The organism is Modestobacter muralis (assembly GCF_010682105.1).
Classification (GTDB): domain Bacteria; phylum Actinomycetota; class Actinomycetes; order Mycobacteriales; family Geodermatophilaceae; genus Modestobacter; species Modestobacter muralis.
Genome location: NZ_JAAGWH010000067.1, coordinates 19,667 through 46,645, shown reverse-complemented (window position 1 = coordinate 46,645; position 26,979 = coordinate 19,667). Strand labels below are relative to the sequence as shown.

Here is a 26,979-nt window from a genome sequence, read left to right as displayed (position 1 = left end):
CGCTGCGGGATGGCCGTGGCCGCGGCGCCGGTCCGGTCCATCCGAGCCAGGACGACGGTGTAGATCTCGACATCGGTGTGCCGGGTGCGAGTCGGCCAGTTGCGCCAGTGGGCGGCCAGCTCGGCGCGGGCCCGCTCGGTCGCCGGCAGTGGATCGGAGGGCGGGCTGTCCACGCGGTGGGCGCGCAGCCAGGTGTCGCAGTCGTGGACGCATCGGTTCCAGGTATGCCACCACCAGCGGCGGCCGCGGCTGCGGGCCTTCGCGAAGGCGGTGGAGTGGGCGCTTGCGATCGCCGCCCATGCCTCCGGCTCGCTGTAGCCGGCCAGCACCAGCTGGCAGGTGGCCTCCAACTCGAGCTGCGAACGGCTGCCAGGGTCGCGGTCGACTGCGGCCGCGGCTCGTCGCCCACGGGCCAGGTAGGCGGCCCAGACAGGCGGCAGCTCACGGCGCTGTCGGCGGAGCGGGGTTAGCGGACCTTCCGGCCCGCTAGGTGCGGTGGCTGGTCGGGAAGGCGGGGGAGTGGCACGGCGTCGCGCCATGACCCGGCCGGACGGCGGCTGCAGCACCTCCCGCAGCGCAACGGCGGCCTCGGCCAGCTCGGCGGGGAGCGCAGCGGCACCGGTGCGGCGGTGCGGGGCGCACAGCGGCCGCAGCTGGCGCCGGGCGTCGAGCTGGCGGGCGGTCAGACGCAGCTCGCGCCGGACGGCGGCAACGTGGTCGACCAAGTCCTCGGCGTGGACCCCGGGAACGACGAACAGGTGCCAGCGACCCTCGCCCCCACCGGAGGCGCGCTGCAGGTGCCACAACCCGCGGGCTGCGCACCACGCGGCGATGGCGGTGGCTGCCTCAGTCCCGAGCTCACCGCCAGCGTCGATGTCGACTCCGAGCGCTTCTGGACGCAGCTGGCCGACGACCGTGGCCACCGCGGTGTGCCCGATGAGAGCCAGCGCTTGGTCCAGGGTCCCCGGGGTCGCGCCAGGCACGCGGCGGTTGCTCGCGTCGATGCAGAACCAGCCCGCCGGAGCGAAGAGCAGCTCGTCGAGCTGTCGGCAGATGGCCACCGCGGACGGTGATCCGACGTCGGTCAGCATCGAGAGTTGGCCGACACGCCAGACACGCGGGTGATCCTGCCGCTGCAGCCTGGCCTTGGGCCGAGCAGCGTTCTACGATGTGCAGGCAGCACAAAGCCTCCCGTGAGCGCGGGGTGGGATGTGTCGCCGGGGTAGGTGTTGGCGCACCGATCCGGCATCTAGCGGTTAAGGGCGGTCCCTTCGGGGGCCGCCCTTTCCGCGTCTAGGCGGTCCTGCCGAGCGGCAGCACCTCCTGGCCGTTCTGCGCGGGAACCACGGGAGCGAACTGCTCAAGGTTGAGCTGCCGGGCTAGGCACAGCGCGATGAAGTCGCTGCGCGTCATCCCGACGGCAGCCGCTTCCTGATCGACGCGTTCGACGATCACGCGGTGCGGTCTCGACTGCGTCAGCACGCGGTCGCCCTTGTGCTCGCGTCCTCGCTTTCCCGGACCAGCCATGCCACCACCCAACCGGGTGAAAATCTGATTAGCAAGCGCCGCGCGCGTGTCGTCCTGATCTTCTGGAGGTTTTGGCTCCGCGGCTGCGGCCTGTTCCTCGCGGTCCAACCGCGAAGGACCTGCTAGGCGATGAGCCCAAACGTCAGTCCAGCCACGATGGCGCCGGTGATGGTTCCGACGAGGGCCTGGGGGAGTGTGTGGTCGCGGACGTGGACGCGGCCCCAGACGACGACGGGGACGGCGAGGGCGGTCAGCAGCGCCCAAGGGCCGAAGGTGAGGGTGAGCATCGCGGCGATTCCTGCCCAGACGGCGCTGTGCACACTGACCTTCCACCGCCCGATGATGGTGATAACGGCTAGGACGCCGAGGGTGGCGAGCATGGCGGCGTCGACTCCGGTCACCGGCACGGGTGCATCGCCAAGGAGGCAGACGGCCAGGCCGAGCACGAGGCTGGACAGGATCGCGGCCATGATCAGGGGCCGTTCGTCCCGGTCGGTGACATGGTGGTCGCTGATCCGCCGACGGGTCAGGGCCCCAAAGATGATCCCGGCGGGCAACAAGCCGGTGAAGACCGTGAGCAGGGCCGTCCAGCGCCATGAGCCGGTTGAGGCGCCGACAGCGATGGACACCATCGGGTTGGCCAGGATCGGTGAGGAGATCTCGTTGACGACGGCGGCCAGCCGGTCCAGCGGTCTGCGCCGGGTCGTGATCGCGTCGGTGGTCAACGGGTCTCCTTGAGGCGGCTGTCCTGGGCGCCCGTGCGGGTGAGGGATCGGGAGACCTGCACCAGCCATCTGACGGGGTCAATGCCAGCTGGCGGGGCGATCAGGGACTCCTCAGTGTCGCTGGAGGGGCTGCCGCCGACGACGACCCGGGTGCTGTACGGCGTCTGCTCGAGCGCAGCTGCCAGGCGTGCGGCGGCCGGGGCGGAGGTGGCGGGCCGTCCGGCTACCGGCGGAGGGCGATCCAGCCCGGGGGCCAGGACGACCAGCGCGTCCTGGATCTCGATGATCCTGCGGTCCAGCTGCCAGGCGGTGGCGTCCCCGTCGGGGGTGGTCGCGAAGACGACTTGCGGGACGCGCTCGGTGACGAGCGTCCAGAGCGGCTCCAGCTCTGCGTAGGCGCGCCGGGCGCGGTGGCCGGCTACGGCTCGGCCGAGGCGGGGGATCAGGGTGCCGATCGCGATCAGGCCGAGGCCGAGGATTTGCAGGAGGTCCCCGGCGCGGTAGACGGTGGGGAGCAGCGTGTGGCCGTAGTGGGCGACGGCGAAGTAGACGATGCGGGTGAGTGCGTAGGCGACCATGACTCCGCATCCGGTCCCCATGATCCGGACGCCGTTGCCGAGGCTGCCGCTGCCGGTGTGGGTCCAGCACAGCTTCATGACCAAGAACAGGACGGTGCCGGCGTAGACGAGCACCAGCAGCCGGGACTCGGTGATGAACGGTTGTGCGATCCCCGACTCCGGGTTCCGGGCGGTGTCGGGGGAGATGAGCGGGACCAGGTAGATGGCGGTGCTGAGGACGGCGACGGTGATGGCGAGGCGGGCGCGTGTCCGCTCGCTGGTGTTGGTGACCTCAGCACCTCGGGTTAGGTGCAGCAGCAGCGACTGACACGCCCAGGCGCCGGTGACGATCGCGAGCTGCTTGCCGAGGTCGGCGATGTTGTCCGGCGTTCCGGAGCGAAGCGGCCCGGCAGCGAGCACCTGCTGAACGGCGGGCAGGTCCAAGGTCAATGCGACTGCGATGGACAGCAGGGCGATGGCGATCGCGCGCAGCGCAGGCGACTTCGGGGCGCGCCGCCACCGCCAGGCCCGGACGACGGCGGCCAGCCAGAAGACGGCGGTGACGGCCAGCAGCATGGGGCGGCTCAGCCGAGTGCGTCGTCGAAGCGGCGGAGGATCGCGTCCCCGCGGCGCCGCTGGGCGGCGGTCATGACGGCTCGGACCTTCATGGCGAACAGCTCGGCCTCGCGCTCCTGCTCGTCTTCGTAGCTGGAGCGGGCGAGCACCTGGGCGATGAGGTCGGCGTCCAGGTCGGGCAGCAGTCGGGACACCGGGTTGCTGCCGGTGTGGCTGTCGACGGCGACGTGGCCGAACAGCAGGTGCCCGCATTCGTGCAGGGTGGAGTGCAGTTCGTGCTCGGGGCCGGCGCCGGTGCGGAAGAGGATGACGTCGCGGTCCTCGTAGGGCAGGCAGAGGCCGAAGACGTCGCCGGACTCCATGTCCTCGGGCAGTGGCTCCAGCTCCACGCTGCGCCCTCGCTCGTGCGCGACGGCGGTCAGGACGTCGGTGATCGAGGCGACGTCGCTGAGCCCGACGGCGGCGATCAGGTCGTCGACGCGCTGGTGCAGCGCGGCGTCTCCCGTCTCCGTGGGCTCGGTGATCATGGGCGGAACATAACCGCCCGCGGTGAACTCAGTCCTGATCCGCTGGGGAGTCACCCGATGGAGGACCGGGCTCGGTGCGCTTCGGGTTGTCCGCGCGCATCCCGTCGAGGATGACGGTCAGCGCTGCTCGGGCCTCGGGCGTCAGGTTCGCTGCGCGCATGGCCAGGCCGGCGGTGCCGCTGTCGCGGATGGCCTGCAGGAGCTCGAGCTGGTCGACGTAGGTCTGTGCGACGTCGTCGTCGATGAAGTAGGCCGCTGGGACGTTGAAGTACCGCGCCAGGGCGCGGATCAGGTCGATGCGCGGGTTGGACCGTCGCCCCTTGCGCAGCAGGTAGAGGTAGTTCCCGGTGACCGTCGGGCCCCCGGCCGCTGCCACTGCGTCCGCGACTTCCTGGTAGCCGACCTCGTCGCGGCCGGCGGGGTGTGTGGCGCGGAACAAGAGGTCCAGACGCTCCGCGAAGGTCCGGCTCGCCACCTCCTCGTCGCTCACCTCAGTCCCCTCCGCTGTGACCGTCGCGATGCCGGTCCACAGCCTAGTGGCCGTCCACAGAGCTCCGATCGACGTTGACATTCGTCGGACGGTAGACCGAACATGGCTCCAACAACTCGGACTGACAGTCCGAGCAGCGATCTAACGGGGGATGTCGTGGACCTGCGCACTGCCGCCCGTTCCGTCCTGGGACTGGATGCCCGGGACGCCAAGCGCGCCGCCTCGACCGCCGCAGGCGGAGCGGGGAACGGCGAGTCCTTCGGCGGGAGCAACGCGGCCGGCTGGTCGACCAGCCGGCCGGGGCGCCGGACCCACGTCGGCTTCCGCGTCGCCGCCTGGGCCGGGGTGATCTTGCTGCTGGTCGCCGGCATCGTGCAGGTCATCGTCCGGCCGATCGCCAACGCCGTCTCCCGCGACGAGGCCCCGGCCGCGGCCGCGCCGGCGCTGGACCCCGATGCCGCCCAGGCCCTCGCGGTCGCCTACGCCACCGACTACCTGTCCTTCGACTCGGCCAGCCCCGGCACCCGGGCAGCGGCGGTGGCCCGCTGGACCGGTGAGACCAGCGGTCCCGGGATCGCCAACTGGAGCGGGGACGGCCAGCTCCACGTCGACGTCGTCACCGCCGGGACGGTTCTGCCGCTGGGCACCGACGCCGCCGTGGTCGCTGTGACCGCGCGGGTCACCCCGGCCGTGCTCGCCGAGGGCCAGGCAGTGCCCGAGGCCGCCGCGGTGAGCGACGCCGGCGTGCCCGTGGCCGCCGACCCCGGCCCGGCGGTGGCCCCCTGGACCGCGCAGTCGCCGCGGTGGCTGACCCTGCACGTGCCCGTCGTCCTCACCGACGGGGAGCCGACCGTCGCCGGTTCCGGCGCGGTGTTCTCCTCCGGCCGACCGGCGAGCATCCCCCGCCCGGACGCCTCCACCGACAACGCCCTCACCGGCGACACCGGGGACCTGCCCGGGGACGTGTTCACCGCCGTGGCCGACGGGTCCACCGACTACATCGCAGCCTCCGGCGCGACCCTCCCCGACCTCGCCGGGGCCCTGACCGTCGCCGACACCGCCAACTGGTCGGTCTCTGGCGGCAGCACCACCCGCTACGCCGCCGCGACTGTCGACTGGCAGCTGGCCGGCACCACCTTGCAGATCAGCCAGCGCTACGCGCTGCAGCTCACCGACAACGACGGGCGCTGGCTCGTCACCGCCGTCGACGCCACCAACGAGGAGATCCGATGACCACCACCCTGACCGCCGCTGCGATGGACACCCGGGCAGCCCTCGGCGACCTGACCGGCATCCAGACCGACATCTACGCGATCCTGCTGTCGGTCGTGCTGATCGTGCTGGCGGTGCTCGCCGTGCGGGCCCTGATCAAGAGCGACTGGGGGTTCCTGGTCGCCGAGCTGGCCGGTGCGGTCGTGGTCCTGTGGATCCTGCTCAACCCGACCGGCTTCCAGAACGTCCTCGCCGGCATCGGCAACTCGATCTTCGGCGCATGACGTACCCGATGCCGACGGACACGGTGCACGTGCGAATCGAGAGCCGCCAGTACCGGGTCTTCAAGATGGACCTCGGCGAGGGCATCCCCCGGTCCTGGCTGAAGGTCGGGGCCCTGATCTACGCGCCCTGGCTGCTGCTGTGCAACGTCCTCGGCGTCCCCTTCGTCGGTGGGTTCGCCCTGTGGGTCGCCCCGCCTGGCGCGCTCACCTGGTGGCTGATGAGCCGCGACGCCGGTGGCCGGCTCCGCGTCCGCGGGATCGTCGACCTGCTGCGCTGGTACCTGGACCGGCCGGCCCCGATCGTCAACGGCGACACGGCCAGTTCCCGCCCGGTCACCGAGGTCCCCACCGACCTCGCCTTCCTCATCGCCGCGGACCCGCAGGTCACCACCGCTGAGGACCTGGACCGATTGAACGCCCCACTGCGTCCCGACTTCACCCGGCTGGCCCTCACCCGGGCCCGCGAGGAGGCCTCCCGTGCCGAAGCTGTTTAGCCAGTCCCACCGCGACGACTCCGCCCTGGACACCCCCAAGGCGATCGCCGACGGCATCACCGCCTCCGCTCAGGCGGTGTGGGCCTGGGTCGTGCTGCCGACCCGCTCCACCGACGAGCTGAACACCGACGACATTTTCGCCCTGACGTCGGCCGGGGCCTCCACGTTGCGCCGGCTGCTGCCCACCGACGCCGAGTTCCACTTCAAGATCCAGTGGGGGCGGTGGGGTGCGGTGGAGTACCGCGACGCCGAGGCCGCCCGGATCGCCAAGGGCGCCCGTGGCCGGATCACGCAGGGGCAGGAGGAGTACCTGCAGCTGGGTGCTGCCCGCATGGCCGACCACGACTTCCCGCAGCGGCTGGTGCTGCTGGGCATCCAGATCAAGGTGAGTGAGTCCCGTGACCTGCCCGCGCTGCGGCGCACCTCCCGGGTCGTGGGTGGGGAGGCCGCGGAGATCGACGACGCCCGCGGGCTGCTGGTGCGCGCCTCGACCCAGGCGCGCGCCTGGCAGCAGCGCATGGCCGAATCCTCCTTCGGGGCCCGGCCGGCGACGGTGCGGGAGCTGGCCTGGTCGCTGCGGCGGGACCTGCGGCGCACCACCGACTGGCTGCCCTCGGGCCCGATCGCCACCACCGGGGAGATCGCCCGGCTGCACTCCGGCGCGTTCGCTCTCCCGCGCCCGGACCACATGGAGATCGCCACCGACGACGGCATCGCCTACGTCCGGTTCATCACCAGCGCGCAGACCGGGTTCCCCTCCGCGGAGATGGAACTGCCCGGCTCCGAGTGGCTGAAAGACCTGTCCATCGCCGATGAGGACCCCGACGGGCCTGCCAGCCCGGTCGAGGTGTCCATCCGCGGCCGCAACCTGGGCGCGAAGGAGGCAGCGGCCCGACTGTCCAAGGCGCTGGCGCTGACCAAGGAGCAGGAGCGGGAGTCCGCGATCGGTGTGGCCCAGGAGCCGCCGGAGCAGATCCTGGAGGCCCGGGCGGTGCTGCCCGAGCGGATCAAGGAGGTCCGCAAGGGCACCGTCGGCATGGTGCTGGACAACCCCGTCTGGATCGTGGAGGCCCGCTCGCTGGTCGACCTGGACCAGCGCACCGCCGGCATCATCGACAGCTACGGCGACCGCGGCATCACCCTGTTCGTGCCCCAGCACGTCCAGCACGTGCTCTACAAGGAGTCCGTGCTCGGGGACCACCTGCGGTTCTCCGACTGCGAGCAGTTCCGGCCGATGACCACCCTGGTCGGGGGCTGGTTCCACGGCGGCTCCCAGGTCGGCCCCGGTCACGGGCCGTTCCTGGGCGGGGTGCTGGGCTCTACGCCCGGTCCCTTCCAGCTGCGCCTCACCGACGCCTCCATCGAAGGCGACCCGGTGACCACCGCCTTCGTCGGCCGGTCCGGGTCGGGCAAGTCCACCGCGGTGATGCTGGCGATGATCGCCGAGGTCATCTACGGCGCCTACGGGCTGCTGGCCGACCTCAAGGGTGACCTGTCCGGCGTCGTCACCGTCGCCTCCTGGTTCGGGGTGCCCACCACCACGGTGTCCACCAGCGAGCAGGCCAGCGGGTCGATGTGCCCGTTCCGCTTCGTCGCCGACCCCGACGAGGCCGCCTCCCGGTCCGTGGACAACCTGCTGCTGATGCTCCCGCTGGGTCAGGCCGAGCTCGCCGAGGCCCACGTGCGCGCCGCCGGCAACAAGGTCGCCTCCTACCCCGACCCGGCCGATCGCTCGACCTGGGCCGTCATCCTCGAACTCACCCGCTCCACCGACCCGGTGGCCTCCCAGCTGGGCAGCGACCTGGCGGAGATGACCCGGGACCCGCTGGCCCGCCCGGTCGCCGGGTCACCGGCCAAGGACGTCCAGGGCCTGCCCACCACGGCCGGGCTCGTCTACATGCTCTTCGACGGCGTCTACGGCCGGCTGCCCTCCAAGACCGCCGACCCGCGGAACTGGCGGCAGGGGCAGCGGCTGGCCGTGATGCTGGTGCAGGCCGGGTTCTCCTACGCCACCTACGTCGCCGGGCGGGTCAAGGGGCTGCCCAAGGTCGTCGCCCTCACCGAGCTGCACAAGATCACCGGTTTCGACTTCGGGAAGGAACTCGTCGGGGACCTCGCCCGCGTGGGCCGGGCGCTGGACGTGTCGCTGCTGCTGGACACCCAGGCCGTCGCCGAGCTGGTCGAGATCTCCGGGCTGATCGACCAGGTCTCGACCGTGTGCGCCTTCCGGGTCAAGTCCAACGAGGAGGCCACCGCGCAGGCCCAGCTCCTCGGCCTCTCACCCGAGCCGCTGGTGCTCGACCGGCAGAAGCGCTGGCTGCCCGGCCAGTGCGAGGTCCGCGACCGGTGGGGCCAGCTCGCGCCGGTGGAGTTCGACTACCTCACCGGTGAGATCCAGGCCGCGCTCAAGACCACACCCGAGCGCGACGAGGTCGGTGCAGCCGAGGACTTCGACTACTACGACCAGGTCGACCAGCAGGACGACTACGACGACGAGGACCTGGACGACGTCGGGGACGCGGACGACGTCGAGGACGTGGACGACGTCGACGAGCACCTGGTGCCGGCGTGAGCGCCGTGCGGGCGGCCGCGGACCGAGTGGCGGCCGCGGCCCGGTCCCTGACGTGGCCGTTCCGCACGCCGATGCGCCTGATGACCCTCGCCTGGCTGGTGGCCCTGACCCTGGTCGGGTCGGCGAACAACGCCTTGGCCGCGGTCAACGACGGCGGGCTGTTCATCGGGCCCGACCTGGGCAACGCCGGCGGACTCACCCTGTTCGAGCGCTTCGACGTCTCGGCGTTTTCCTACCCCGTCGACACCGACAGCGACCACGACGGCCTGGAGTCCCAGGTCTGGAACGTCGCCAACGCCGTCGCCGGGTTCATCACCTGGCTGGGCCTGTCGATCCTCCGCGGGGCCCTGGTGGCCTTGCAGTGGATGCTGAACCTGGACCTGTACGCCGACCAGTCCGCCGCCGTGGATGCGGCGATGAGCCAGCTCAACACCGGTGTCTTCCTGCCCCTGCTGGTCATCAGCCTGGGCATCGGTGTGGTCGTCGCCTTCACCCGGGGCCGCACCACCGGTGGCGGCAGTTTCGTCGGGGACATGATCTGGCTGGTCGCCGCCAGCGTCTTGGCCATCACCTTCGTCGCCGGGCCCTCCCGGGTGCTCGACACCTTCGATGACGCCCGCTCCAGCCTGGCCGACGCCTCCACCACCGCCTACTCCGCCGCGGCCGGGGTCACCAACTCCTCCACCGGCTACCCGACCCCGAACACCGGCAACGACCCCGACGGGGCGGTCCGACAGCTCACCGACAGCCTGTGGAACGTCTACGGAGTCTCCGGCTGGTGCTACACCGCCTGGAAGTCCGTCGACTCCTGCGAGGTCGTCGGGCAGTCCTACCTCGAGAACCCCGACGCCGAGGACGGGGAGAGCGCCTGGGGCACCGCCCGCGCGCAGCTGGCCGACGACGGCGACGTCGACCCCTTCGGCGATGACACCCCCTGGGTCCGTGGGCAGGACCCCGGCCGCATCGGGGCGGCGCTCATGCTCGGGGCGCTGTCCATCGGCGCCGGTATGGCGCTGCTGGCTATGACCGTCTTTGGGCTCATGGCCCTCATCGGGCTCATCATCTTGATCTTCCTGGGCGTGTTCTTCCTCGCCACCTGGATGATCCCCGGCCGTCCGCGCCAGATCGGGGTGCGCTGGCTGGAGTCGCTGCTGGGCACCTTCCTGCAGACGCTCATCATCACCACGATCCTCGGCGCGGTGATGGTCGTCGGCGCGATCTTCAACAGCGCCAGCGCCACCTACGGGATCTTCATGGTCGCCGTCTTCAACGGCACCGCCCTCATCCTCGGCTTGCGCTACCGCGGCCAGATCGAGCAGATGCTGGGCTTCGGCACCTCGGCCACCGGCACGTCCCTGGTGTCGGGCTACCTGGCCGCCCGCGCGGTCACCAGCGGGTCCCGCCTGGGTAGGCGCGCCCTCGGCGGGGCGGCCCGGGCCGGTGCCCGTGGCGCAGCGGCCGCTCCCGAGGCGATCGGCTCGGCCGCCTCGAGCACGGCCAAGGGGGTGCGGCGGGCTGCTGCCGCGCCCGGCGCGGTGCGTCGCGGCGCGCAGCGCGTCCTTCCGATGCGGATGGGCCACCTGGGCTCCCGTCCTGCGCCCGTTCCCGGATCGGCGCCCGCGACCAGCGGCACCACCACAGCTCCGGTGGCCACCGCTGCCCCGGTGGCCACCGGTCCCACCCCCGCGACGCCGGCCACCGGCCGCCCGGCGGCCAGCTCGCGTCCCGGGCCGGCCAGCGGGGCGGTTCCGGCGTCCTCGTCGGGGTCCGCCCCGGCCGCCACGTCGGGTCCTGGGTCTCGGACGGCGACGCCTTCCACGGCGGCTCCTGCCGCGTCGGCACCTGCCGCGACCGTGGGCGCTGCAGGCGCGTCCACGGCCCGCCCGGCGGGTTCCTCCCGCCCGACCGGCCGGCGGGGCGGGGGTACGCCTGGAACGGGTGCCGGACGTGGCGGCGCAGCGGCCGCAGGTGCCGGCCGGGGTGGCGGGCAACGCAGGCAGGGAGCTGGTCGGCCCGGCGGGGCTTCGGCGGCACCGGTCGGCGCGGGCAGTCCTCGACCGACCGCCAACCCAAGCTCCCCTGGCGGAAACCGGACGGGCGACGCTCCCCAGCGGGCCGCCGGCCGGTCCGGTGGGGGCACCGGCAGCACCAGGTACACCGCGGCACCGCAGGGGACCGGTGGCCGGGCCGGCGGGGCCTCGCGGGGAACACCCGCGGGCGGCACCGGTTCCTCGCGCAACACACCCTCGGGTGGCGGCGGGTCCACCGCGGCGTCGGTGAAGTCCACGAACAAGGGCAGCGGGGGCGGCTCCTCGTCGTCCTCGACCGGCACCCGGCGGTCAGCCGGAACCCCGCAGGCTCCCTCGGGCAAGAGCACGGCCCGGCCGAGCCGGTCCGATGCCTCCGGCGCCTCGGCGGCTGCACCGGCTTCCTCGACCCAGCGGAACCCGGGTCCTCGCCGGCAGTACCGCATGGCTCCGCTGCGCAAGGGGCCTGAGCAGTGACCGATGCCGACGACCGGCCCTTCGTCATGCGGCGCACCGAGCAGGACCTGACCGCCGACCACTACCCGCAGCTGCCGCCCGCGCAGCCTCCTGCGGGCCTGACCCGCAAGGAACGCAGGGAGTGGCGGCACGACGCCCGCCGCGGGCGGTCTGCCGCCCTCACCCGCTGGCGGGACCGGCCGGAGGGCTCCACCGACGGGCTCGGCGTCATCGTCCTGGTCGCCGCTGTGCTCATCGCCGGCTTCGTGTTCCTCGGGCCCGGCCGCGACGATGCCGGGGAGGCTGAGGGCCCGCGGGTCCAGTCCTCCACCGGGACCAGCCAGGCCACGGGATCAGCGGCCCCCCGTTCCACCGCGGCTCCCCGATCGACCACGGCACCGGCCGCCGCCTCCACGTCGGTCACCGCGGCCGCCACGGCGGCGGCGCTGGCACCGGCAGACCCGGCCCGCCCGGCGCCCTTCGACGTGGCGGGCGGGTCGACGGCCGCGGACTTCCTCGCTACCTACCTGACCTTCGACCCCACCGCCGCTGACCCCGTGGGTGAGTGGGTCGGGAGCTGGTCGTCGCTGTCGAGCTCCGAGGTCGCCTCCACCGGCCGGGACAACGCCGCCCGGCTGTGGGACTTCACGATCCAGCAGCAGGTACGGGTCACCCCCGGCCCGGTCACCGGCACCGCCACGGCGGGCTCCCAGCAGGTGGTGTGGCATCTGGAGGCCACGCGCACCCTGACCCCGATCGACGGCAGCCCGTCCTCGACCGACACGGTCACGCTGCTGGTGACCGTCATCGGCGACCAGGTGACCAACGTCCAGAACGGGCTGACCGGGATCTCCGAGTGATCGGCGGGGTGGTCCGCGGCGCGCTGTGGGTGAAGATCGGTCTGCCCGCGCTCCTGCTGGGCCTGGTGGTGGCCGCCGTCGGGCTGATGCTGGTCGGGGCCGCGTCCACCACGACGGCGCAGGCGGCCGCCGGCTGCGGGGTGCAGACCGGGATCGGGTTCACCGGCGACGTCGACGCCGCCCTGCTGCCCTACCCGGTGACCGCGGCCCAGTCCTCCATCACCGTCTCAGCCGAGCAGACCGGCAACGTCACCGTCATCGTTTCCGTCGTCAAGGGCCGCGGGCTGCCGATGCGCGCCGGGGTCATCGCCGTGGCGACCGCGATCCAGGAGTCGGTGCTGCGCAACATCGACTACGGGGACCGGGACTCCCTCGGGCTGTTCCAGCAGCGCCCCTCGCAAGGCTGGGGGTCCCGGGAGCAGATCCTGGACCCGGTCTACTCCACGGGGAAGTTCCTCAACGGCCTGGTCGGGGTCCCCGGCTGGGAGACGATGCCGCTGACCGTGGCCGCTCAGGCAGTGCAGCGCAGCGGCTTCGGAGACGCCTACGCCAAGTGGGAGACCCTGGCCGCCCAGCTGGTCACCGCCGCCGGGGACACCCCGGCACTGGACCCCGGCGAGCTGGACACCGGCGCCGGTGTCGACCCCGCCGCCCCGGCGCCCTCGGTGTGCGGGCTGATCGGTGGCGCGGCCGGGGCCGAGGGCCCGGTCATCCCGGCCGGGCTGGTCACGGTGACCGCCTTCCCCGCTGAGGCCGCGACCCTCGATGACCCGACGACGACCGGGCGGATCACCCCGCGGACCCTCGCGCTGATCCAGGCCACCCAGGGCCAGGGGTACGCCGGCGGTGGGATCACCTGCTGGGACGCCCACGCCTGGAACCCGACCAGCGATCACCCGCTGGGCCGGGCCTGCGACGTCTTCTTCAACCACCTGGACCCCGTGTCGGTCGCGCAGGGCTGGGCGTATGCGAACTACCTGGTGGCCAACCAGGCCGCCCTCGGGGTCAAGTACCTGATCTGGCAGGGCCTGTTCTGGGAGGCCGCCAACCCCGGCTCCTGGGGCCCCTACTCCTCCGACGTCTACGGGTGCCCGAACCCGGCGGAGATCAGCGGTTGCCACTACGACCACGTCCACGTCAGCGTCTACTGACGTCCCGACCGAGCGGAGCCCCGTCATGAGTCGCAGACCCCCCACCCGCCGCGAGCGGACCCTGAACACCTGGGCCGGCATCGTCATCCTCATCGCCGGCGGCACGGGCTGGATGGTGGGCGGGGCGATCCCCAACTGGTTCACCGGAGCGGGCTGGACCGGTCCGTACCCGCGCATCCGGCTGTCGGTGTTCGCCGCCGGTGCTGAGAAGCCGCCGCTGTGGACGGTGATGCAGGCCCCGGCCGACCGGACCTGGTGGGTCATCTGGGGCGTCCTGATCGCCGCGGTGATCATCGCCGTGGTCGCGCGGCCGATCATTCGGGCCGCCAACGTCGACGAGCGCGCCCGCGCCCGCGGCCAGTGGTCAGAGGTCCGCCGGCACGTCTCCGCCCGGTCCGCGCGCCGGGCCGGGCGGTTCACCCGCCCCGACCTCGCCGGGCGCAACCGGCTGCACTCCTGGTGGATCCGCCGCCAGCAGCCCATCACCGCGTTCGGCTACATCCTCGGAGAGCACACCGACGGCGGGCAGCTGGTCGCCAGCTTCGAGCAGCGCGTCCGGGTCATCGCCCGCACCGGCTGGGGCAAGACCGCCCGGCTGCTGACCAAGATCGCCCGCGACGTGCCCGGAGCTGCCCTGATCGGCACCACCAAGGACGACCTGTTCCGGGAGACCGTCCGCGCCCGGCAGGCCACCGGCCGCCCGGTGTGGGTCCTGGACTTCTCCGACCCCGCCAACCGGTACGCCGCCGGCTTCGACCGGCTCTCGTGGGACTTCATCGACGGCTGCGAGGAGGTGTCCCTGGCCTACCGGCGGGCCCGCGGCCTGGTCGCCGGCACCGAGGACGGGGACCGCACCGACGCCCAGGACGGGTTCTTCCGCGACGCCGCCATGCAGGTCATCGCCGCCTGGCTGCACGCCGCAGCACTCGGCGGCCGGAGCGTGGAGGACATCATCCGGTGGCAGCGCAACATCAGCCTGACCGAGCCGCACGACATCATCGACCGGCACACCGCCGCCGAGCAGGCCACCCGGATCGCACTCCTCAAGCACCTCGACGACCGCGCCGAGCGCACCACCTCCAGCGTCGAGCGGTTCGTGGCCAACGCGATGTTCCCCTTCGCCACCAAGGAGGGCGCGGCCTTCGCCCGCGACGGCGGCGTCACCCTCGAATCCCTGATCCGCGACGGGGCCACGGTCTACCTGCTGGCCTCCCCGACCACCGCAGCGAGCGTGTCCCCGCTGCTGACCCTGTTCGCCGACGAGTGGCTGCAGACCGCCCGCGAGGTGGCGATCAGCTCGCCGGGCTCCCGCCTGCCGGTGCCCGCCGTCGCGGTCCTCGACGAGCTGCGCGGGCTGGTGCCCATCGCCTCGCTGCCCCAGGTGGCCTACGAGATGCGGTCCTACGGCGTCGGCCTGGTCTACGGGCTGCAGAACGCCGCCCAGGAGAAGGAGCTCTACGGCGACGCCGCGGAGACCCTGGCCCAGAACGTGCAGGTGACGATGGTCGGTGGCTACGACGCCTCCATCGCCGACGAGCTCACCGAGCAGGCCGGCCTCGCCCGGGTCACCACCGTCAACGTCTCGGGCAACATCGGCAACCGGCAGTACAGCGACAGCCACGAGTGGCGCGACGCGATCAGCGCCGCCGACCAGCAGACCCTCGCCGACGGGCAGTCCGTCGTCCGCGTGCTGGGCTGCAAGCTGTTCATGGCCCGCTCCAAGTCCTACCGGGACTCCCGGCCGCTGCGCCGCCAGATCGGCCGGGAGTCAGCATCCGTGGCCGCCGAGGTCGCCCAGGCCCGGGCGGTGCGCGCCGACGTGCGCGCCACCGAGTACGCCCGCGCCCAGGCCGCCTACGACGCCGGGACCCGCCGGTGACCGGCCCGCTGTGGGTCCGGTGCGGGGTCGACGTCGACCACGAGACACACCCCCACGACGGCGGCATGTGCGACGGCGGTCGCACCGCGTCGGCCGCTGATGCCGTCGGCGGTGACGACCTAAAGGGCCCCAAAGGCATCGCCGGGCTACTGGCGGCCACCGGCGCGCCCCGGCCGTGGTCGCTGGACTCGCTCACCGAGACCCAGCGGGAGGAGCTCGCCGGTCTCCTGGTGGCCTTCGTCGACCACCTCAACACCGACTATGCGGTGTCGGTGACTGACCTGGTGCTGCCTTGCTGGCCGCAGCACCCGCGCTTGGTGCACGACCTGGCCTCGCTCTATAGCGGCTGGGTCGACATCCACCAGACCCTCGTCGCCTCCCCGGAGCGGGGCATGTACTGGCACGACCGGTGGCTGCCCAACTTCCAGCAGCGGCTAAAGACCCTCCACTTCGGGAAGGCGCCCGACGCCTGCACCCCCAACGGGCACAAGACGGGATGGAACGCCGCCGCCGAGCAGCTGGAGACGCTCAAGCCCGCTAATCCCGGCGACGTCTTCGCCCACATCGGGGACAATCCGGCTTGGCTCAACGGCACCTCAAGCTGACCGGCTTCACTGCGGGTCGGAACGGTGGAGAGACGTCCTCCGCGCTCGATGTTCTAAGCCGGCATTGACTGGTCGACAGCGAAGGCGGCCTGGAAGTCGTTTTCCGTCATACTCGATGCAGCCCAGCCACGCGTCGCCGCGGTCCTCGCTCTCTGGCCACTCGTTGAGAGCGCGGGGGCGCACTACTCAACGGACCAGCGGACGCACACCGGTACGGATGCGTCTGGGTAGCGGTCAGCGTCTTCCAGTGAGCGGCAAGAGCGTCGGAGTGTCAGACAATAGATCAGCTGAAGGGTTCACGACACGCCAAAGCGGTACTGCAGCGACACGCTTTGAGGTCTTGTCGCGACCCTGAGTCACTGTCAGAGTCTGCGGCATCAGCGGCCGTACCGGTGAACGTCTGTTGCGTCAGCGGTTCTAGGTCCCCTTCGATGACGGGAAGATCATGAAGCTGAACATGGGTCGCGCTATGAAGAACACTCTCCTGGCCTGCGCACTCGGGACGGGCCTGGTCGCCGTTGGCGGGGGTACAGCGCTTGCCGCTCCCAGTGTCGAGGGAGCCGCTTCCAGCGTGGTGATCGACGCCCGAACCGGGGGACTTAGCGCCACGACCGGTACTGCCGTCGTCCTCGACGCTCAGACAGGGGCGGTGGTGTCAGTCTCGAAGACCCCGACGTCCGGGCTGTCGCTGAACGCCATAAGCAACCCGTGTGGTTCGAGGGACACGTGTTGGAAGCCGATCTCCCTGCCGTACGCCCAAGTCGGCTTTACAAGCGCGCAGACCTACACCGGCACTTGGACCGATCGCGGCACCCTCGTGACTAGCGGCCACTCCGTCAAGGGAATCTGTTGGATTCCTCAGGGCGGCTCTTCGCAGGTGTGCAACAACAACGCCTACGGGACGGGTGTCTCGGTGGGCTTCACACAGGCCGTCACCGGCAAGTCGGTCACCGTCACCAGCTGACACCTTCATCTGAACGCGGACGAGGGCGCCGACATCTTCTGTCGGCGCCCTCGTTCAACACAGAACTGCCGGTCTCGCTGTCTCAACAGGGTTGCTGACTGGCCGCCGTCCTCCCCTCACACCGCACCTAAAAGATGCGACCTAGCGCTCCCGCTCCCGGCCGGTCTCGGTCGGGCGGTACTCGCCCATCTCGACCGGCCGCGGTGAGTCCACCGCGGCGGTGTCGGCACCGATGCGCGCGTGGAGTTCCGTCACGTGGTGGCGGGCCTCGCGCAGCGCGGTCTCCGTCGCCACGCGTCGAGCCTCCAGCTTGGCCGCGCGCCGGGCCCGCTCCGCCACGCCTTCGGCAAGGAGGGTCCGGGCTGCGGCCAGGGTCCGCGCCGCATCGGCTCGCGCGGCATCCCGGGCTGCGGCCGGCGGCAGGCCGATAGCTGCCTTGGCGGCCAGCTCAGCGGCCTTCTGGAGCACCGCGGCGTCGCGTTCCCGCCGCGCTTGCAGGTCGTCGACGACGCCCTGCTTGACCGCCTTCTCCCGGCGTCGGGCTGTCTCCGCCTCGGCCCGGGCGCGGGCCAGCTCACCGGCGGTCTGAGCCTGCTTGGCGGCCAGCTGCTCCCACCGCTGCTCGGCCTCCTCGGCCTCGGCCAGCCGGGCCAGCGTCTTCTCCGCTGCCTCCACCTGACGCTCGGCCGCACCAGCGGCCGCCGGGCCGGGTTCCCGCTGCGCGGCCCAGTAGTCGCTCTCGGCTACCCGCAGCCGCTGCTTCGCGGCCTCCATCTGGATGAGGAGCTCCTGCTCGCCCTGGACGTTGGGCAGCTGCCCGATTGCCTCGCGCAGCTGGTCGTGCGCCTCGTGCTGACGGGGCTCTCGCGGCAGCTCGCCCAGGGGGTCCATCCCGGTCACCTCGTAGGCCTCCCGGTAGGCGGCCACGCGGCCGGCGACCTGCTCCCAGCCGGCCCGGGCCGTGGGCTCGCTGGGGACCGGCGGCAGGCTCATCGTCCAGTCCGGCCGCTCCACCGCAGCGATCGCGCCCAGGTCGGCTGCCCGCGTCTCCATCGACTCCCGAAGCTCCCTCAGGTAGACGGGCAGGGACTCATCCCCGCCCGAGGGGGCTGGCGGCAGCCAGTCCCCGCCCGGGGGACGGGATGCCTCCACCGCCCCTTGCAGCCGCATGTGCAGCACCGCGGCTGGGTCCTCCGCACCGCCCAGGTCGCGCTCGGCCAGCGTCGCCCGCAGCTCGCTGGCGACGTCGACGCCGCGCGCCTCCAGCATCCCGATCCGCTCGGCCAGCGCGTTCCACGCCGGTGCGGCGACGACCTCGGCGGCCGCATCCGGCGCCATGCCGGCGGCCACGACGTCCCGGGCCGGGGAGTCCGCGTGCACGCCGCTGGCGTACTGGTAGCGGGGCAGCAGGGTCCGCAGCGACCCCGCAGCGGCGTACGCCTCGCGCAGCGTCTCCGTCGCCGACCGGTCCCCGGACTCCCGCCGCAGGACCTCACCGAGCACCGACCGAGCCAGCCGCTCGTGCTCCGCGGGCCGCTCGAGGTCGGGGTCCAGCACGTGATCGGTGACCACGTGCGCGGTGTTGCCCAGCCGCCCGCGGGTCATGGCCACGTACAGCAGCTCGCGGGAGTAGGTGTCATCGACCAGCACGTGGCCGGCGTCCACGGTGGAGCCCTGGGCGCGGTGCACGGTCATGGCGTAGCCCTGCTCGACCCGCTCGGCGACGTACTCCGCGGGCAGAGTCACCTCCGCCTCGTGCTGGGTGTGGCGCACGCGCAGGCCGCCGTCGCTGTCCACTGCCTCGACCGTCCAGAGGTCGCCGTTCTTGACGAACTCGCCCCCGGCGCGCAGCAGCCGGTTGTTCTTTCGGGTCACGATCACGTCGCCCACACCGGCCGTCGTGCCGTCGGACAGCTGGACGCCGTCGGCCTCCACCACGCCGGCCGCGACCCGGTCAGCGCGCGCCCGGACGCCGAGGCGGGCGACGACGTCGGCGCGGGAGGCGATCATCACCGCGGTCAGGCCGGCGTCCTGATCGGCCTTCCACGCCGTGTAGAGGTCTTCCAGCAGAACGGCCTCGACGCCGGAGTTGACGCGCCCGTGCTCGATGTAGGGATCGAGTGCGGCCGCATCCCCGGTGCGCAGCAAAAGGGAGGCGTCGGCCTCCCACTGCCGGATCGTCCGGGTGCCGTCGGGGGCCACGTCGGCGAACCGCCAGACCGTCGTCAGCTCCGCCACCGCGGCGGGCTCGTCGGTGGCCAGCAGCCGCAGCGCGCCCCCGGATTCGATCGCGCCGAGCTGCCGGTGGTCGCCGACCAGGACCACCTTGGCACCGGCGCTCTCGGCGGCGTCCACGACGTCCAGCAGCCTGCTGGTACCCACCATCCCGGCCTCGTCGATGACCACGAGGTCCCCGGGAGCGAACGGCACGGCACCCGTGGATTCCACCTGCGCGGCCCACTGGTGCAGGGTCTCGGTCTCCACCATCCCGGTCTCGGCCTTGAGCACCGCGGCGGCGACAGCGGTGGGCGCCAGGCCGTGCACGCGCCGCACCCCGTCGGCCTGCCAGGTCTCCACCAGCCCGCGCACGGTGGTGGTCTTGCCCGTGCCGGCGGGACCGATGAGCAGCTGCAGCCCACGGCTGGAACGGGTCAGCGCCGTCACCGCGGCGAGCTGGTCGCCAGTGAGCGGCATGCCCCGCTGCTGGGCCGCCCAGCGTGCGACGTCGAGGTCCGCCTGGCTGGCCGCCAACCCGTCCTCGCGGCGCGCGTGGGTGAGCAGCGCGTCCTCGGCCTCCAGCTGCGCGGTGGTCGTGTAGCGCTCGCTGGCGTGGGAGTGGAACACCGATTCCCCGGCCGCGCGCTGGAGCTCCGGTGGTGCCGGAATGGCCTCCGGCGGGTCCAGCCGGACGACCTGCTGCCACTCTCCCTGCCCGGTGATGACCCGGGCGACGATGCGGCCGACCAGGGCGTCACGGGCCTCGGGACTGGCCATCAGCAGCTCACGGGAGGCGCGCTGCGCGGCCGCCTGGACGTGCCGCACGGTCCACGTCGACCGGCGGTCGGTGACGTCGGCCAGCGTCGCGGCCGCCAGGTCCTCGACTTCCTCATCGCTCACGTCACGGGCAGTGGCCAGGGCCAGCGGATCGGCCGGCAGCAGCCGCTCCTGCAGCTCGACCAGCCCCTCGGGCCCGAGCAGGCCAGCCGCCTGCGCGGCCCACCGGTCGCGTTCCTCCGCGACGGTCTCCGTCGTCACCTTCGCCGGGCGGAGAGCGAGCGTGGCCTGCTGCGCGAGCTCGTACTGCCTCGCCTTCGACGGGGCCCGACCGTTCTCCCGGTGGTCGGCCTCGACCAGCTTGCCGTGCAGCTCCTCGATCTCGTTGCGCCGCCGGGAGAACCCGCGGATGACCCCCAGGTGCACCCCGGCGACCTCCCGGATCGCCGTCGGTTCGGCCGGGTCCTGGTCGGCGCGGACCTCGAACTCCCAACCCAGCCGACGCGACACCTCCTCCTCCAGCGTGCGGTTGTACCGCTCGGAGGCGGCGACCGCGGCCTTGTGCAGCGCCTGGGAGTCCAGCGTCAGCCAGCGGGTCTCACCGTCGGGCAGGCGGGCCAGCACCTTGTTGGAGATGACCGCGTGGGTGTGCAGATCGGGGTCTCCCGCGCGGGAGGTGCGGTGGTCGAACGCGGCCACCGCGACGCCGTGCACGTCGACCTGGGCGACGCCGGCCGTGCCGGTCCGGGCGAACGCGACGTCGCGCTCCAGCCACCGGATCGTGTGCGCGACCGCCTCGTGGTGGGCGGCCTCGATCTGTGCCACCACGTGCGGATCGGTGGACAGCCCCCAGGCCAGGGAGACCGACTTGACCGGGGAGAACACGTGGTCGAACCCGGAGACGGCCTGCCGCTCCCCCTTCGTGTTCTCTTCCTTCTCGATGACGGCCACGGCCGTCTCCGACAGCAGCCGGCCGCTGGCCTGGGCGGCGTCCAGCCGGTCACGGACGCGCTCGGCGATGGACCGGAACACCTGGAACCGGCGGCCCAGCTGGACCCCGGACTCCGGGTGCAGGCCCAGCCCGTAGAGGTTGTGCATCTGCTTGGTGGCGACCTGACCCTCGACCCCGAGCACGTCGGCGCCGGTGCCCATCCAGCGACCCGGGGGGTTGCCGGTCTGCTGGTAGTAGTCGGTGAGGGACTGCCCTGCCTGGCGCTGCCCGTCCCCGCCGGCCACCTGGTCGGTGAGGTACCGGTAGCCGGTCCCGGCTCCCAGCACGTGCAGCGTCATCATGCGATGCGCCCGCGGCCGGGGGTACCGGCCGGTCCCGGTACCGGGACCTGGCTGGGGGCCGGCCAGGACGGCGCCGGCAGCGGCCCGCACACCGTCGCGCCGGTCACCGCTACCCCTCTCCCTGGCCCCCCTCGGGGCGGTGTCTCCACGCCCCGATCAGGGGCCCTCCGGGCCCCGTCCTGGGGGACGTTATGTCCTCGGCACTAATAGTGCCAGAGGTGTGAGGAAGGTGGACTGGTCGGAAGGTTTGGAGACTAGGACGGCTTTGGCACGGCTGGACAAGGTCAGAAGGTCAGCCGATGAGGACGGGGGACGGATGAGTGAGCTGGTCAGGGAGGGATGCGAGTGGACCAGGGATCAGCCGACAGGAGGGAGGGGCTGATCTTGTTGAGGGAGTGGGAGCGAAGACCGGTGCAACGGGGTCAAGCGCAGGGATCGAGACGGTGAGTGGAGACGGGCTACGCTCCGCGCATGGCAACGGGCAAGAGTGAAGCTCTGGTAGCGCGGCGGCGGGCAGCTCAGCGGGTGCAGGAGCACATGGAGCGCGAAGCGCGCGTGCTCACCGAAGCTGTGACCGCAGTGATGGAGTCAGCCGAGCTGCGTGCAAGCCTCACCGAGCAGATCGCGGCCGCCGATGCGACCTTCCGCGCCAGCATCGGCGCGCTGGCCAATCTCGGGAAGACTCCCGACGAGATCGCCTTACTCTGCGATGTGCCCCTCACCGACGTCCGCGCCGCGCGTCGTGCGCCTCGGGCTCCCCGGGGCGATTCCGACGACACCCCGCCCGGTGCTGACGGTGACCAGGGATCCGAAGAGAGCGTTAGGTCGACCGGGGAGTCACAGCAGGCGGAGCTGGTTGGCTAGAGGGTCGCCGACAGCGATCACCTCGGCCAGAACCTCGGCCAACTGGTCCGGGTCCGACCGGCCCTGCGTGAGTGCTTCCCGGATCGCGGTCTGCACCGCAGCGGCCTGACCGACCGGACCCCGGACGTCGACCAGGCCTGGCCTCGGGCCGGCCATCCTCTGCCGCCTGACCGCCTGGTCGACGTTCTCCGCCTGCGTGCCCGCATGGACGTGTCCCGGCCCGGTGTTGACGCACAACCGCACCTCGCAGTCGTGCATGAGCGTGGCGCCCTCTGGCAGCGGACCGTGGGCCACCTCGAAAGCAACGCGGTGCGCGGAGACGACCCGCTGCCTGCCGTCGGGACGCCGTAGCCACCACTGCCCGTAGCCGCCGGGACGCGACACCGAACCAAGCCAGATGTGACACGTGGCCGTGCGGCAGATGGCCGTCCCGAAGCGCTCTCGGTCAGCTGCGGTGAGGTTGACCGGCTCACCCCTGGACTGACTCACCTGGTGACCCTGGCCAGACCGGCTCGGCGGCGATGGGATGGGCGCGGGTGAGTACGCCACGCCGTTACCGGGAACTCGGCGAACGGGCGTTCTCGGCGCTGGAGACGTTTGACACCGGCGACAGTGAGGACTTCCCCGAACACCTCCGCCGCGGTGGCGTCGGCCCCGGTTTCCTCGCGCCGGATCACCTCAACGATCAAGGCCGCCCAGGCAGCCAGGCCCACGACCCCCAGGACGGCCATCAGGTCGGCGCTGGGACCGGAGCGCGTGAGTCCGGCGTAGCCGGCCACCGTCAGCGCGGCGACCGCAAGGGCCAACAGCGCCCACACGGCGTTGAGCCGGCCACGCGTGAAGGTGACGCGCGTTCCCTCCTGGGCCCGCAGGACGTGGCTGAGCTCGTGCGCGATGGTCCACGCCCGGTCCTCCGGCGCGGTGTCGAGCAGGTCTTGGGCGAGCCGGACCCGCGGGGTGCCGGCGCTGCCGACCGGGTCGGTGAACGCGCGACTGTCCCGCCGACTGTTGGTGGCGATCTCCAGCGTGGGCATCGGGGCCAGCGGTCGCCCGACCGCGGCCGCGCGGGCAGCGATGGTCTCGAACTCCTGGCGCAGTGGCGCGGGCACAGCGGCGGTCACCGCAGATCCTGCCGGTCGCGGCAGGCGGCTTGGCCCGCCCGGGGAAGAGCGGTGCACATGCTGGCCTCCTTGGGCGCATGACGTTCGGTCAGTCGAGTGTGGGGCCGGTGGCCGGCGCAGGGGTCTCCTGGCCGGCCACCCGCTGGTCACCGTGGCTGGGCGTCCACCGCGTCGTCGTAGCTGAACTGCAATCGCCGGAGCGTGTCCAGCTGGGCCAGCACGCCCTCGACCGCCTCGTGCAAGCCCGTCGTCTGCATGCCAGCTCGGCGTGGTCGCCGTCCTTGGGATGGGCGACCATCTCCGCGACTAGCCCCACCGAGTCCAGCAGCGAATAGACCTCCTGCTGCACCAGGTGGAAGGCGTTGCGCACGTTCGCTCGCTCGGTGTTGACGGCCTCGTTGTTCATCAGGGTTCCTTTCGATGGGCCGCCGCTGTGTGCGGCGGGTCGGGAGTCCCGGGGTGCGGAGTTGAGGGTGGGCGGTCCAGGCTCGGCGAAGCCGACCGGCGCAGCCGGCGCGCAGCGGCCTTGACCGGTCGGACCCCCGACCCCGCATGCTGGGACGACCTGCCGCACCCACCAAGCCAGCCACCACGGCGAAGCCACCGGCCGCAGGCCGGTCCGCGCCACCACCACGGCGAAGCCACCGGCCGCCAGGCCGGTCCAGCCCGAGACTGTCGGCGCCGCCGCCGATAGTGGGCGCGGTGCCACCCCGCGATCCCCGCTGGCCACCCCGGCAGCTACCGGTGCCCGATCACCTGACCGTCACCTCTTGGGACGACCTCGCCACCGCCCTCGAGGACGCCGAACGGATGTTGACCCCACCCGTGCCGGTGCGCGTCCGGTGGTCCGGTCAGTGGCACGCGCCAGCCCTGCTCCACGCCTGGACCCGGGACGAGCACCGCGGCGACGGCTGGCTGGGCTGCGTCGAGTACCACCGGGAGACCACGCCCGGGTTCGCCTTCGCCGTCGGCCGCTGGACCCCGGCCTGGAACATCGAACCAGCCGAGCAGAACGCCCCGCCCTTCTAACGGCTACCACTACTGTGCAGCTGCGCCCTGGCGATCACCCCTGTGGCTGCCAGGGCGCCCCTCAAGGCGAGGACCCGCAGATCGTGGTTGCAGCTGACGCCCCAGTGACCCCCCGCGCCGATCAGTTCTCGCGGATGACCAGGTCGACCCTGACCGGGCTGGGTGATACCTGGGGCTAGGCCGCCTCGCGGGCGCTGTGGAGTCGGCTCATGCGCGCCGCCGGCAAACAACCTAGACTGCCGCAGCACTGAGCGACCAGCACGACGATCGACCCCACGACCACCGGTACCCCGACGCCGTTGCCCTTCCCGCTCACCTGCGCCGCGGTGTCCTCTTCGAGCTGCGGAGAGGACGCCGCGGCCGTCTCGGCGGCGCTGGTGGACACCGCAGACCAACCAGCCGCAGAGGGCACAGGCGTGGGCGGCGCGCAGGTGGCCCCGCCGGGAGCGGCGGCCATCGACAGAATCGACGCTGGCTTCGCCGGGGCGGGGACGGCGTCGGTGACCGGTTCGATCCAGGCGTCCTCCCGGCCATCGGAGTACCGCTGCAGGATGGGGAAGGCCAGTTCCGTCGTTCCTGCGGGGAGCTGGGCGACGGTGACGCTGTACTCGGCGTCCACGCCAGGCCCGGTGTCGGCGCTCGCTCCGTGACTGCTGCACCCTGTGGCGCTCGGGTACTGACGGGCGCACTGGCCAGGCTTGGTCGATCCAGGAGACGGCTTTCGGGGCCATCCCCGAGTAGTCAGTCCCCGCTTGCCGCCGGGTCGGGGACGGCGCCGGTCTCGCTCAGCTCACGCGCAACGTCAGCGAGCTTGCGGTTCATGTTCTGAGACACCCGGGCGAGGATGCCGAAGGCCTGGTCGGCGGTGAGCTTGTGCCGCTCCATGAGGATGCCCTTGGCCTGACCGATCAGGTCGCGGTTGTCCAACCCCTTCCGCAGGTTGGACTCGTGCTGGGCGCCGGCCAGCGCCACCGACGCGTGGGCGGCGAGCATCCGCGCGATCTCCTCGCACTCGTCGTCGAAGGCGCCAGGTGTGCGGGAGTAGAGGTTGAGGGCGCCCAGCTGGTCGCCTTCGACGAACAGCTGGAAACACATCATGGCGCCCACACCGAGGTCGGATGCCTTCGCGGCGAACTCCGGCCAGCGCTCGTCGGCGCGGACGTCGTCGACCCGGACGACCTCCTGCTCCCACACCGCATCCAGGCAGGGCCCCTGCCCGATCTCCCCCTGCAGCGCGTCCACCTTGCCAGGCAGCTCACTGCTGGCAGCACGGGGCTCGACCCGCTTGCGGGCGAACACGTAGCTGATGCTGCAGTCCTCAGCGTTGGGCACCGTCCCGACCGCCAGGGCGGTGATCGCCTGGAGCGTGCCCTCGACGTCGCCGTGCTCCTCCTGCAGCGCCCTGGCGGCATGGCTCATCACCTCACCGAGATTCGGCGCAGATGGAACCTCACTCACGGGCTCCCGAGCTGTCATAAGGCAAACCTACAGAGTTGCTGCCTGCACCAGGTCCGGTGTTGACGGCAGCTCCTTCCGCTGCTTGCCTTGCTCCCCGCCCTACGACGACACCCATCCATCCGGCCACACCGAACCTCACCGTCTCCGCCAGTGGCGCACCACAGATGACGAACAGCCGTGCCCGCAGGAGCCCGCAGCGCACCGGCCACGGCGCCCATGCAAGACCGGACGCGCTTGGTCCCCACCGGCGCAGGCAGCTTGACCGCGCGTTCCAGCGACAGTCCCCCTCGTGGGTGAGTCGGCTGTCAGCGTGGCAAGTACGGCTGTGTCCGGGCCGATGGGCGAGGCATGGAAGGAGCTGCCGTGGTACCGGCCGTGGAGCTGACGCAGGCCATCGTCCACGCGACGACGGCGCTGGTCGTCATGATCGGTAACGACGGCGGAATCCTGCTCGTCAACCCGGCCATGGAGCGCTTCACCGGCCAAGCGGAGACCGAACTGCTCGGTCGACCGTTCTGGGAGGTCTACGTCGTCCCAGGGGACGTAGCTCCGGCACAGCAGGCGGTGGCTGAGGCTCTGTCCGGCGGGACGTCCTTCCTCGAAGAGGCTGACTGGCTCAGAGCGGATGGTGCTTGGCGGCGGGTGTCCATGCAAAACAGCGTGGTAACCGACGACGCCGGCCAGCCGTGCGCCATCGCGGTGGTCGCCATCGACGTCACCGAGCACCGCCAGCGCGAGGCCCTCGTACAGCGCAGGGCCACGACCGATGCCCTGACCGGCACATGGAACCGTGGCGTGCTCTTCGACGCGCTGCAGCAACACCTGGACCCCGACACGGGGCGGGGCTGCGCACTGCTGTTCTTCGACGTCGACGACTTCAAAGCGGTCAACGACCAGCACGGGCACGCCCGAGGTGACCAGCTGCTCATCGAGGTCGCCGCACGCCTGCAGGAGTCCGCCGGCCACCACGACCTGGTCGCCCGCTTCGGCGGCGACGAGTTCGTGATGCTGTTCCCAGACGTCGACGAGTCACAGCTGGCGGAACTGGTCAGCCGAGTCCAGGCCCAAATGCAGGAGCCACCCCTCATCCCGAACGCATCGCCGCCCTTCAGCGTCAGCATCGGCGCTGCCCACGGCTCCCCCGGCGAAGACCCAGACCACCTCCTGGCCATGGCAGACCGCTCGATGTACAGCCGCAAGCGGCGCCGGACCGCCCGCTGATGCCGTCGCCTGTCCTACCGTCCGATCAGGTCTTCGCCGGCCTCCGCCAGCGAAGGACCGGCCAGTCCGCGCCAAATTTCAGCCTGCCAGCCT

Annotated in this window: 24 protein-coding genes; 13 read left to right on the top strand and 11 right to left on the bottom strand. The window is 72.0% G+C overall.

Going from position 1 to position 26,979, the window contains the following annotated elements; all coding sequences use genetic code 11:
* The 6 genes from GCU67_RS20715 to GCU67_RS20690 form a co-directional block, all read right to left on the bottom strand.
* A partial coding sequence (locus GCU67_RS20715; RefSeq protein WP_211661825.1) for a hypothetical protein occupies positions 1-1,061 on the bottom strand: 1,061 nt, incomplete at its 3' end.
* A 232-nt stretch (positions 1,062-1,293) separates the two neighbouring features.
* A complete protein-coding gene (locus GCU67_RS20710; protein WP_163613305.1) occupies positions 1,294-1,635 on the bottom strand; it encodes a hypothetical protein in 342 nt (113 codons plus the stop codon).
* A gap of 14 nt (positions 1,636-1,649) precedes the next feature.
* Positions 1,650-2,252 carry a phosphatase PAP2 family protein gene (locus GCU67_RS20705; protein ID WP_163613304.1) on the bottom strand — a complete coding sequence of 201 codons (603 nt, stop codon included), beginning with the start codon at positions 2,250-2,252 and terminating at the stop codon, positions 1,650-1,652.
* A complete protein-coding gene (locus GCU67_RS20700; protein WP_163613303.1) occupies positions 2,249-3,385 on the bottom strand; it encodes an MAB_1171c family putative transporter in 1,137 nt (378 codons plus the stop codon). Before GCU67_RS20700 ends, GCU67_RS20705 begins: the two co-directional genes overlap by 4 nt.
* An 8-nt stretch (positions 3,386-3,393) precedes the next feature.
* Positions 3,394-3,912 carry a hypothetical protein gene (locus GCU67_RS20695; RefSeq protein ID WP_163613302.1) on the bottom strand — a complete coding sequence of 173 codons (519 nt, stop codon included), beginning with the start codon at positions 3,910-3,912 and terminating at the stop codon, positions 3,394-3,396.
* A 28-nt stretch (positions 3,913-3,940) separates the two neighbouring features.
* Entirely contained in the window at positions 3,941-4,402 is a 462-nt protein-coding gene (locus GCU67_RS20690) for an XRE family transcriptional regulator (RefSeq protein WP_163613301.1), read from the bottom strand.
* 156 nt (positions 4,403-4,558) lie between these two features.
* Here GCU67_RS20690 and GCU67_RS20685 point away from each other — a divergent pair, with 156 nt between their 5' ends.
* The 10 genes from GCU67_RS20685 (at position 4,559) to GCU67_RS20640 (ending at position 16,906) form a co-directional block, all read left to right on the top strand.
* Positions 4,559-5,635, top strand: coding sequence for a hypothetical protein (locus GCU67_RS20685; protein WP_163613300.1), 1,077 nt, complete (start codon positions 4,559-4,561; stop codon positions 5,633-5,635).
* Positions 5,632-5,898 carry a hypothetical protein gene (locus GCU67_RS20680; protein WP_163613299.1) on the top strand — a complete coding sequence of 89 codons (267 nt, stop codon included), beginning with the start codon at positions 5,632-5,634 and terminating at the stop codon, positions 5,896-5,898. Before GCU67_RS20685 ends, GCU67_RS20680 begins: the two co-directional genes overlap by 4 nt.
* Positions 5,895-6,392: a hypothetical protein gene (locus GCU67_RS20675; protein ID WP_163613297.1), complete on the top strand. Its 498-nt coding sequence runs from the start codon at positions 5,895-5,897 to the stop codon at positions 6,390-6,392. Before GCU67_RS20680 ends, GCU67_RS20675 begins: the two co-directional genes overlap by 4 nt.
* Complete coding sequence (locus GCU67_RS20670) at positions 6,376-8,964, top strand: ATP-binding protein (protein ID WP_163613295.1); 2,589 nt, start codon at positions 6,376-6,378, stop codon at positions 8,962-8,964. Before GCU67_RS20675 ends, GCU67_RS20670 begins: the two co-directional genes overlap by 17 nt.
* On the top strand, positions 8,961-11,468 hold the full coding sequence (locus tag GCU67_RS20665) for a hypothetical protein (RefSeq protein WP_163613293.1): 2,508 nt from the start codon (positions 8,961-8,963) through the stop codon (positions 11,466-11,468). The genes GCU67_RS20670 and GCU67_RS20665 overlap by 4 nt, the downstream gene beginning before the upstream one ends.
* Positions 11,465-12,307: a hypothetical protein gene (locus GCU67_RS20660; RefSeq protein ID WP_163613292.1), complete on the top strand. Its 843-nt coding sequence runs from the start codon at positions 11,465-11,467 to the stop codon at positions 12,305-12,307. Before GCU67_RS20665 ends, GCU67_RS20660 begins: the two co-directional genes overlap by 4 nt.
* Complete coding sequence (locus GCU67_RS21495) at positions 12,304-13,458, top strand: VldE C-terminal domain-containing protein (RefSeq protein ID WP_211661824.1); 1,155 nt, start codon at positions 12,304-12,306, stop codon at positions 13,456-13,458. The genes GCU67_RS20660 and GCU67_RS21495 overlap by 4 nt, the downstream gene beginning before the upstream one ends.
* A gap of 25 nt (positions 13,459-13,483) precedes the next feature.
* Positions 13,484-15,337, top strand: a complete 1,854-nt coding sequence (locus tag GCU67_RS20650; protein WP_163613290.1) for a type IV secretory system conjugative DNA transfer family protein — start codon at positions 13,484-13,486, stop codon at positions 15,335-15,337.
* A complete protein-coding gene (locus GCU67_RS20645; protein ID WP_163613288.1) occupies positions 15,334-15,942 on the top strand; it encodes a hypothetical protein in 609 nt (202 codons plus the stop codon). Before GCU67_RS20650 ends, GCU67_RS20645 begins: the two co-directional genes overlap by 4 nt.
* A 445-nt stretch (positions 15,943-16,387) precedes the next feature.
* Positions 16,388-16,906 carry a hypothetical protein gene (locus GCU67_RS20640; RefSeq protein WP_163613286.1) on the top strand — a complete coding sequence of 173 codons (519 nt, stop codon included), beginning with the start codon at positions 16,388-16,390 and terminating at the stop codon, positions 16,904-16,906.
* A 141-nt stretch (positions 16,907-17,047) separates the two neighbouring features.
* On the opposite strand, the gene mobF is transcribed toward GCU67_RS20640, so the two are convergent.
* Positions 17,048-21,190, bottom strand: a complete 4,143-nt coding sequence (mobF, locus tag GCU67_RS22610; protein ID WP_163613284.1) for a MobF family relaxase — start codon at positions 21,188-21,190, stop codon at positions 17,048-17,050.
* Between the two features lie 474 nt (positions 21,191-21,664).
* Between mobF and GCU67_RS20630 the strand changes: the two genes are divergently transcribed.
* Positions 21,665-22,057 carry a hypothetical protein gene (locus GCU67_RS20630; protein ID WP_163613276.1) on the top strand — a complete coding sequence of 131 codons (393 nt, stop codon included), beginning with the start codon at positions 21,665-21,667 and terminating at the stop codon, positions 22,055-22,057.
* Here the strand turns inward: GCU67_RS20630 and GCU67_RS20625 are convergent.
* Complete coding sequence (locus tag GCU67_RS20625; protein ID WP_163613274.1) at positions 22,031-22,441, bottom strand: HNH endonuclease; 411 nt, start codon at positions 22,439-22,441, stop codon at positions 22,031-22,033. The genes GCU67_RS20630 and GCU67_RS20625 overlap by 27 nt on opposite strands.
* 101 nt (positions 22,442-22,542) lie before the next feature.
* Positions 22,543-23,178: a M48 family metalloprotease gene (locus GCU67_RS20620; RefSeq protein WP_163613272.1), complete on the bottom strand. Its 636-nt coding sequence runs from the start codon at positions 23,176-23,178 to the stop codon at positions 22,543-22,545.
* A gap of 744 nt (positions 23,179-23,922) precedes the next feature.
* Between GCU67_RS20620 and GCU67_RS20615 the strand changes: the two genes are divergently transcribed.
* A complete protein-coding gene (locus GCU67_RS20615; protein WP_163613270.1) occupies positions 23,923-24,207 on the top strand; it encodes a hypothetical protein in 285 nt (94 codons plus the stop codon).
* A gap of 175 nt (positions 24,208-24,382) precedes the next feature.
* Here the strand turns inward: GCU67_RS20615 and GCU67_RS20610 are convergent, their stop codons facing one another.
* Complete coding sequence (locus GCU67_RS20610) at positions 24,383-24,826, bottom strand: DUF1775 domain-containing protein (RefSeq protein WP_211661823.1); 444 nt, start codon at positions 24,824-24,826, stop codon at positions 24,383-24,385.
* 122 nt (positions 24,827-24,948) lie between these two features.
* Positions 24,949-25,626: a GAF and ANTAR domain-containing protein gene (locus tag GCU67_RS20605; RefSeq protein WP_246215475.1), complete on the bottom strand. Its 678-nt coding sequence runs from the start codon at positions 25,624-25,626 to the stop codon at positions 24,949-24,951.
* Positions 25,627-26,028: 402 nt separating this feature from the next.
* Between GCU67_RS20605 and GCU67_RS20600 the strand changes: the two genes are divergently transcribed.
* Positions 26,029-26,886 (top strand): GGDEF domain-containing protein, encoded by an 858-nt coding sequence (locus GCU67_RS20600; protein WP_338105190.1) that lies wholly within the window; start codon positions 26,029-26,031, stop codon positions 26,884-26,886.
* Positions 26,887-26,979: the final 93 nt, after the last annotated feature.

What these genes read in the sequence shown, in the direction of transcription:
- GCU67_RS20700 (WP_163613303.1), bottom strand. Translation starts at nt 3,385, where the DNA reads ATGCTGCTGGCCGTCACCGCCGTCTTCTGGCTGGCCGCCGTCGTCCGG.
- GCU67_RS20640 (WP_163613286.1), top strand. Translation starts at nt 16,388, where the DNA reads ATGAAGCTGAACATGGGTCGCGCTATGAAGAACACTCTCCTGGCCTGC.
- GCU67_RS20680 (WP_163613299.1), top strand. Translation starts at nt 5,632, where the DNA reads ATGACCACCACCCTGACCGCCGCTGCGATGGACACCCGGGCAGCCCTC.
- GCU67_RS20675 (WP_163613297.1), top strand. Translation starts at nt 5,895, where the DNA reads ATGACGTACCCGATGCCGACGGACACGGTGCACGTGCGAATCGAGAGC.
- GCU67_RS20650 (WP_163613290.1), top strand. Translation starts at nt 13,484, where the DNA reads ATGAGTCGCAGACCCCCCACCCGCCGCGAGCGGACCCTGAACACCTGG.
- mobF (WP_163613284.1), bottom strand. Translation starts at nt 21,190, where the DNA reads ATGACGCTGCACGTGCTGGGAGCCGGGACCGGCTACCGGTACCTCACC.
- GCU67_RS20605 (WP_246215475.1), bottom strand. Translation starts at nt 25,626, where the DNA reads ATGAGCCATGCCGCCAGGGCGCTGCAGGAGGAGCACGGCGACGTCGAG.
- GCU67_RS20695 (WP_163613302.1), bottom strand. Translation starts at nt 3,912, where the DNA reads ATGATCACCGAGCCCACGGAGACGGGAGACGCCGCGCTGCACCAGCGC.
- GCU67_RS20630 (WP_163613276.1), top strand. Translation starts at nt 21,665, where the DNA reads ATGGCAACGGGCAAGAGTGAAGCTCTGGTAGCGCGGCGGCGGGCAGCT.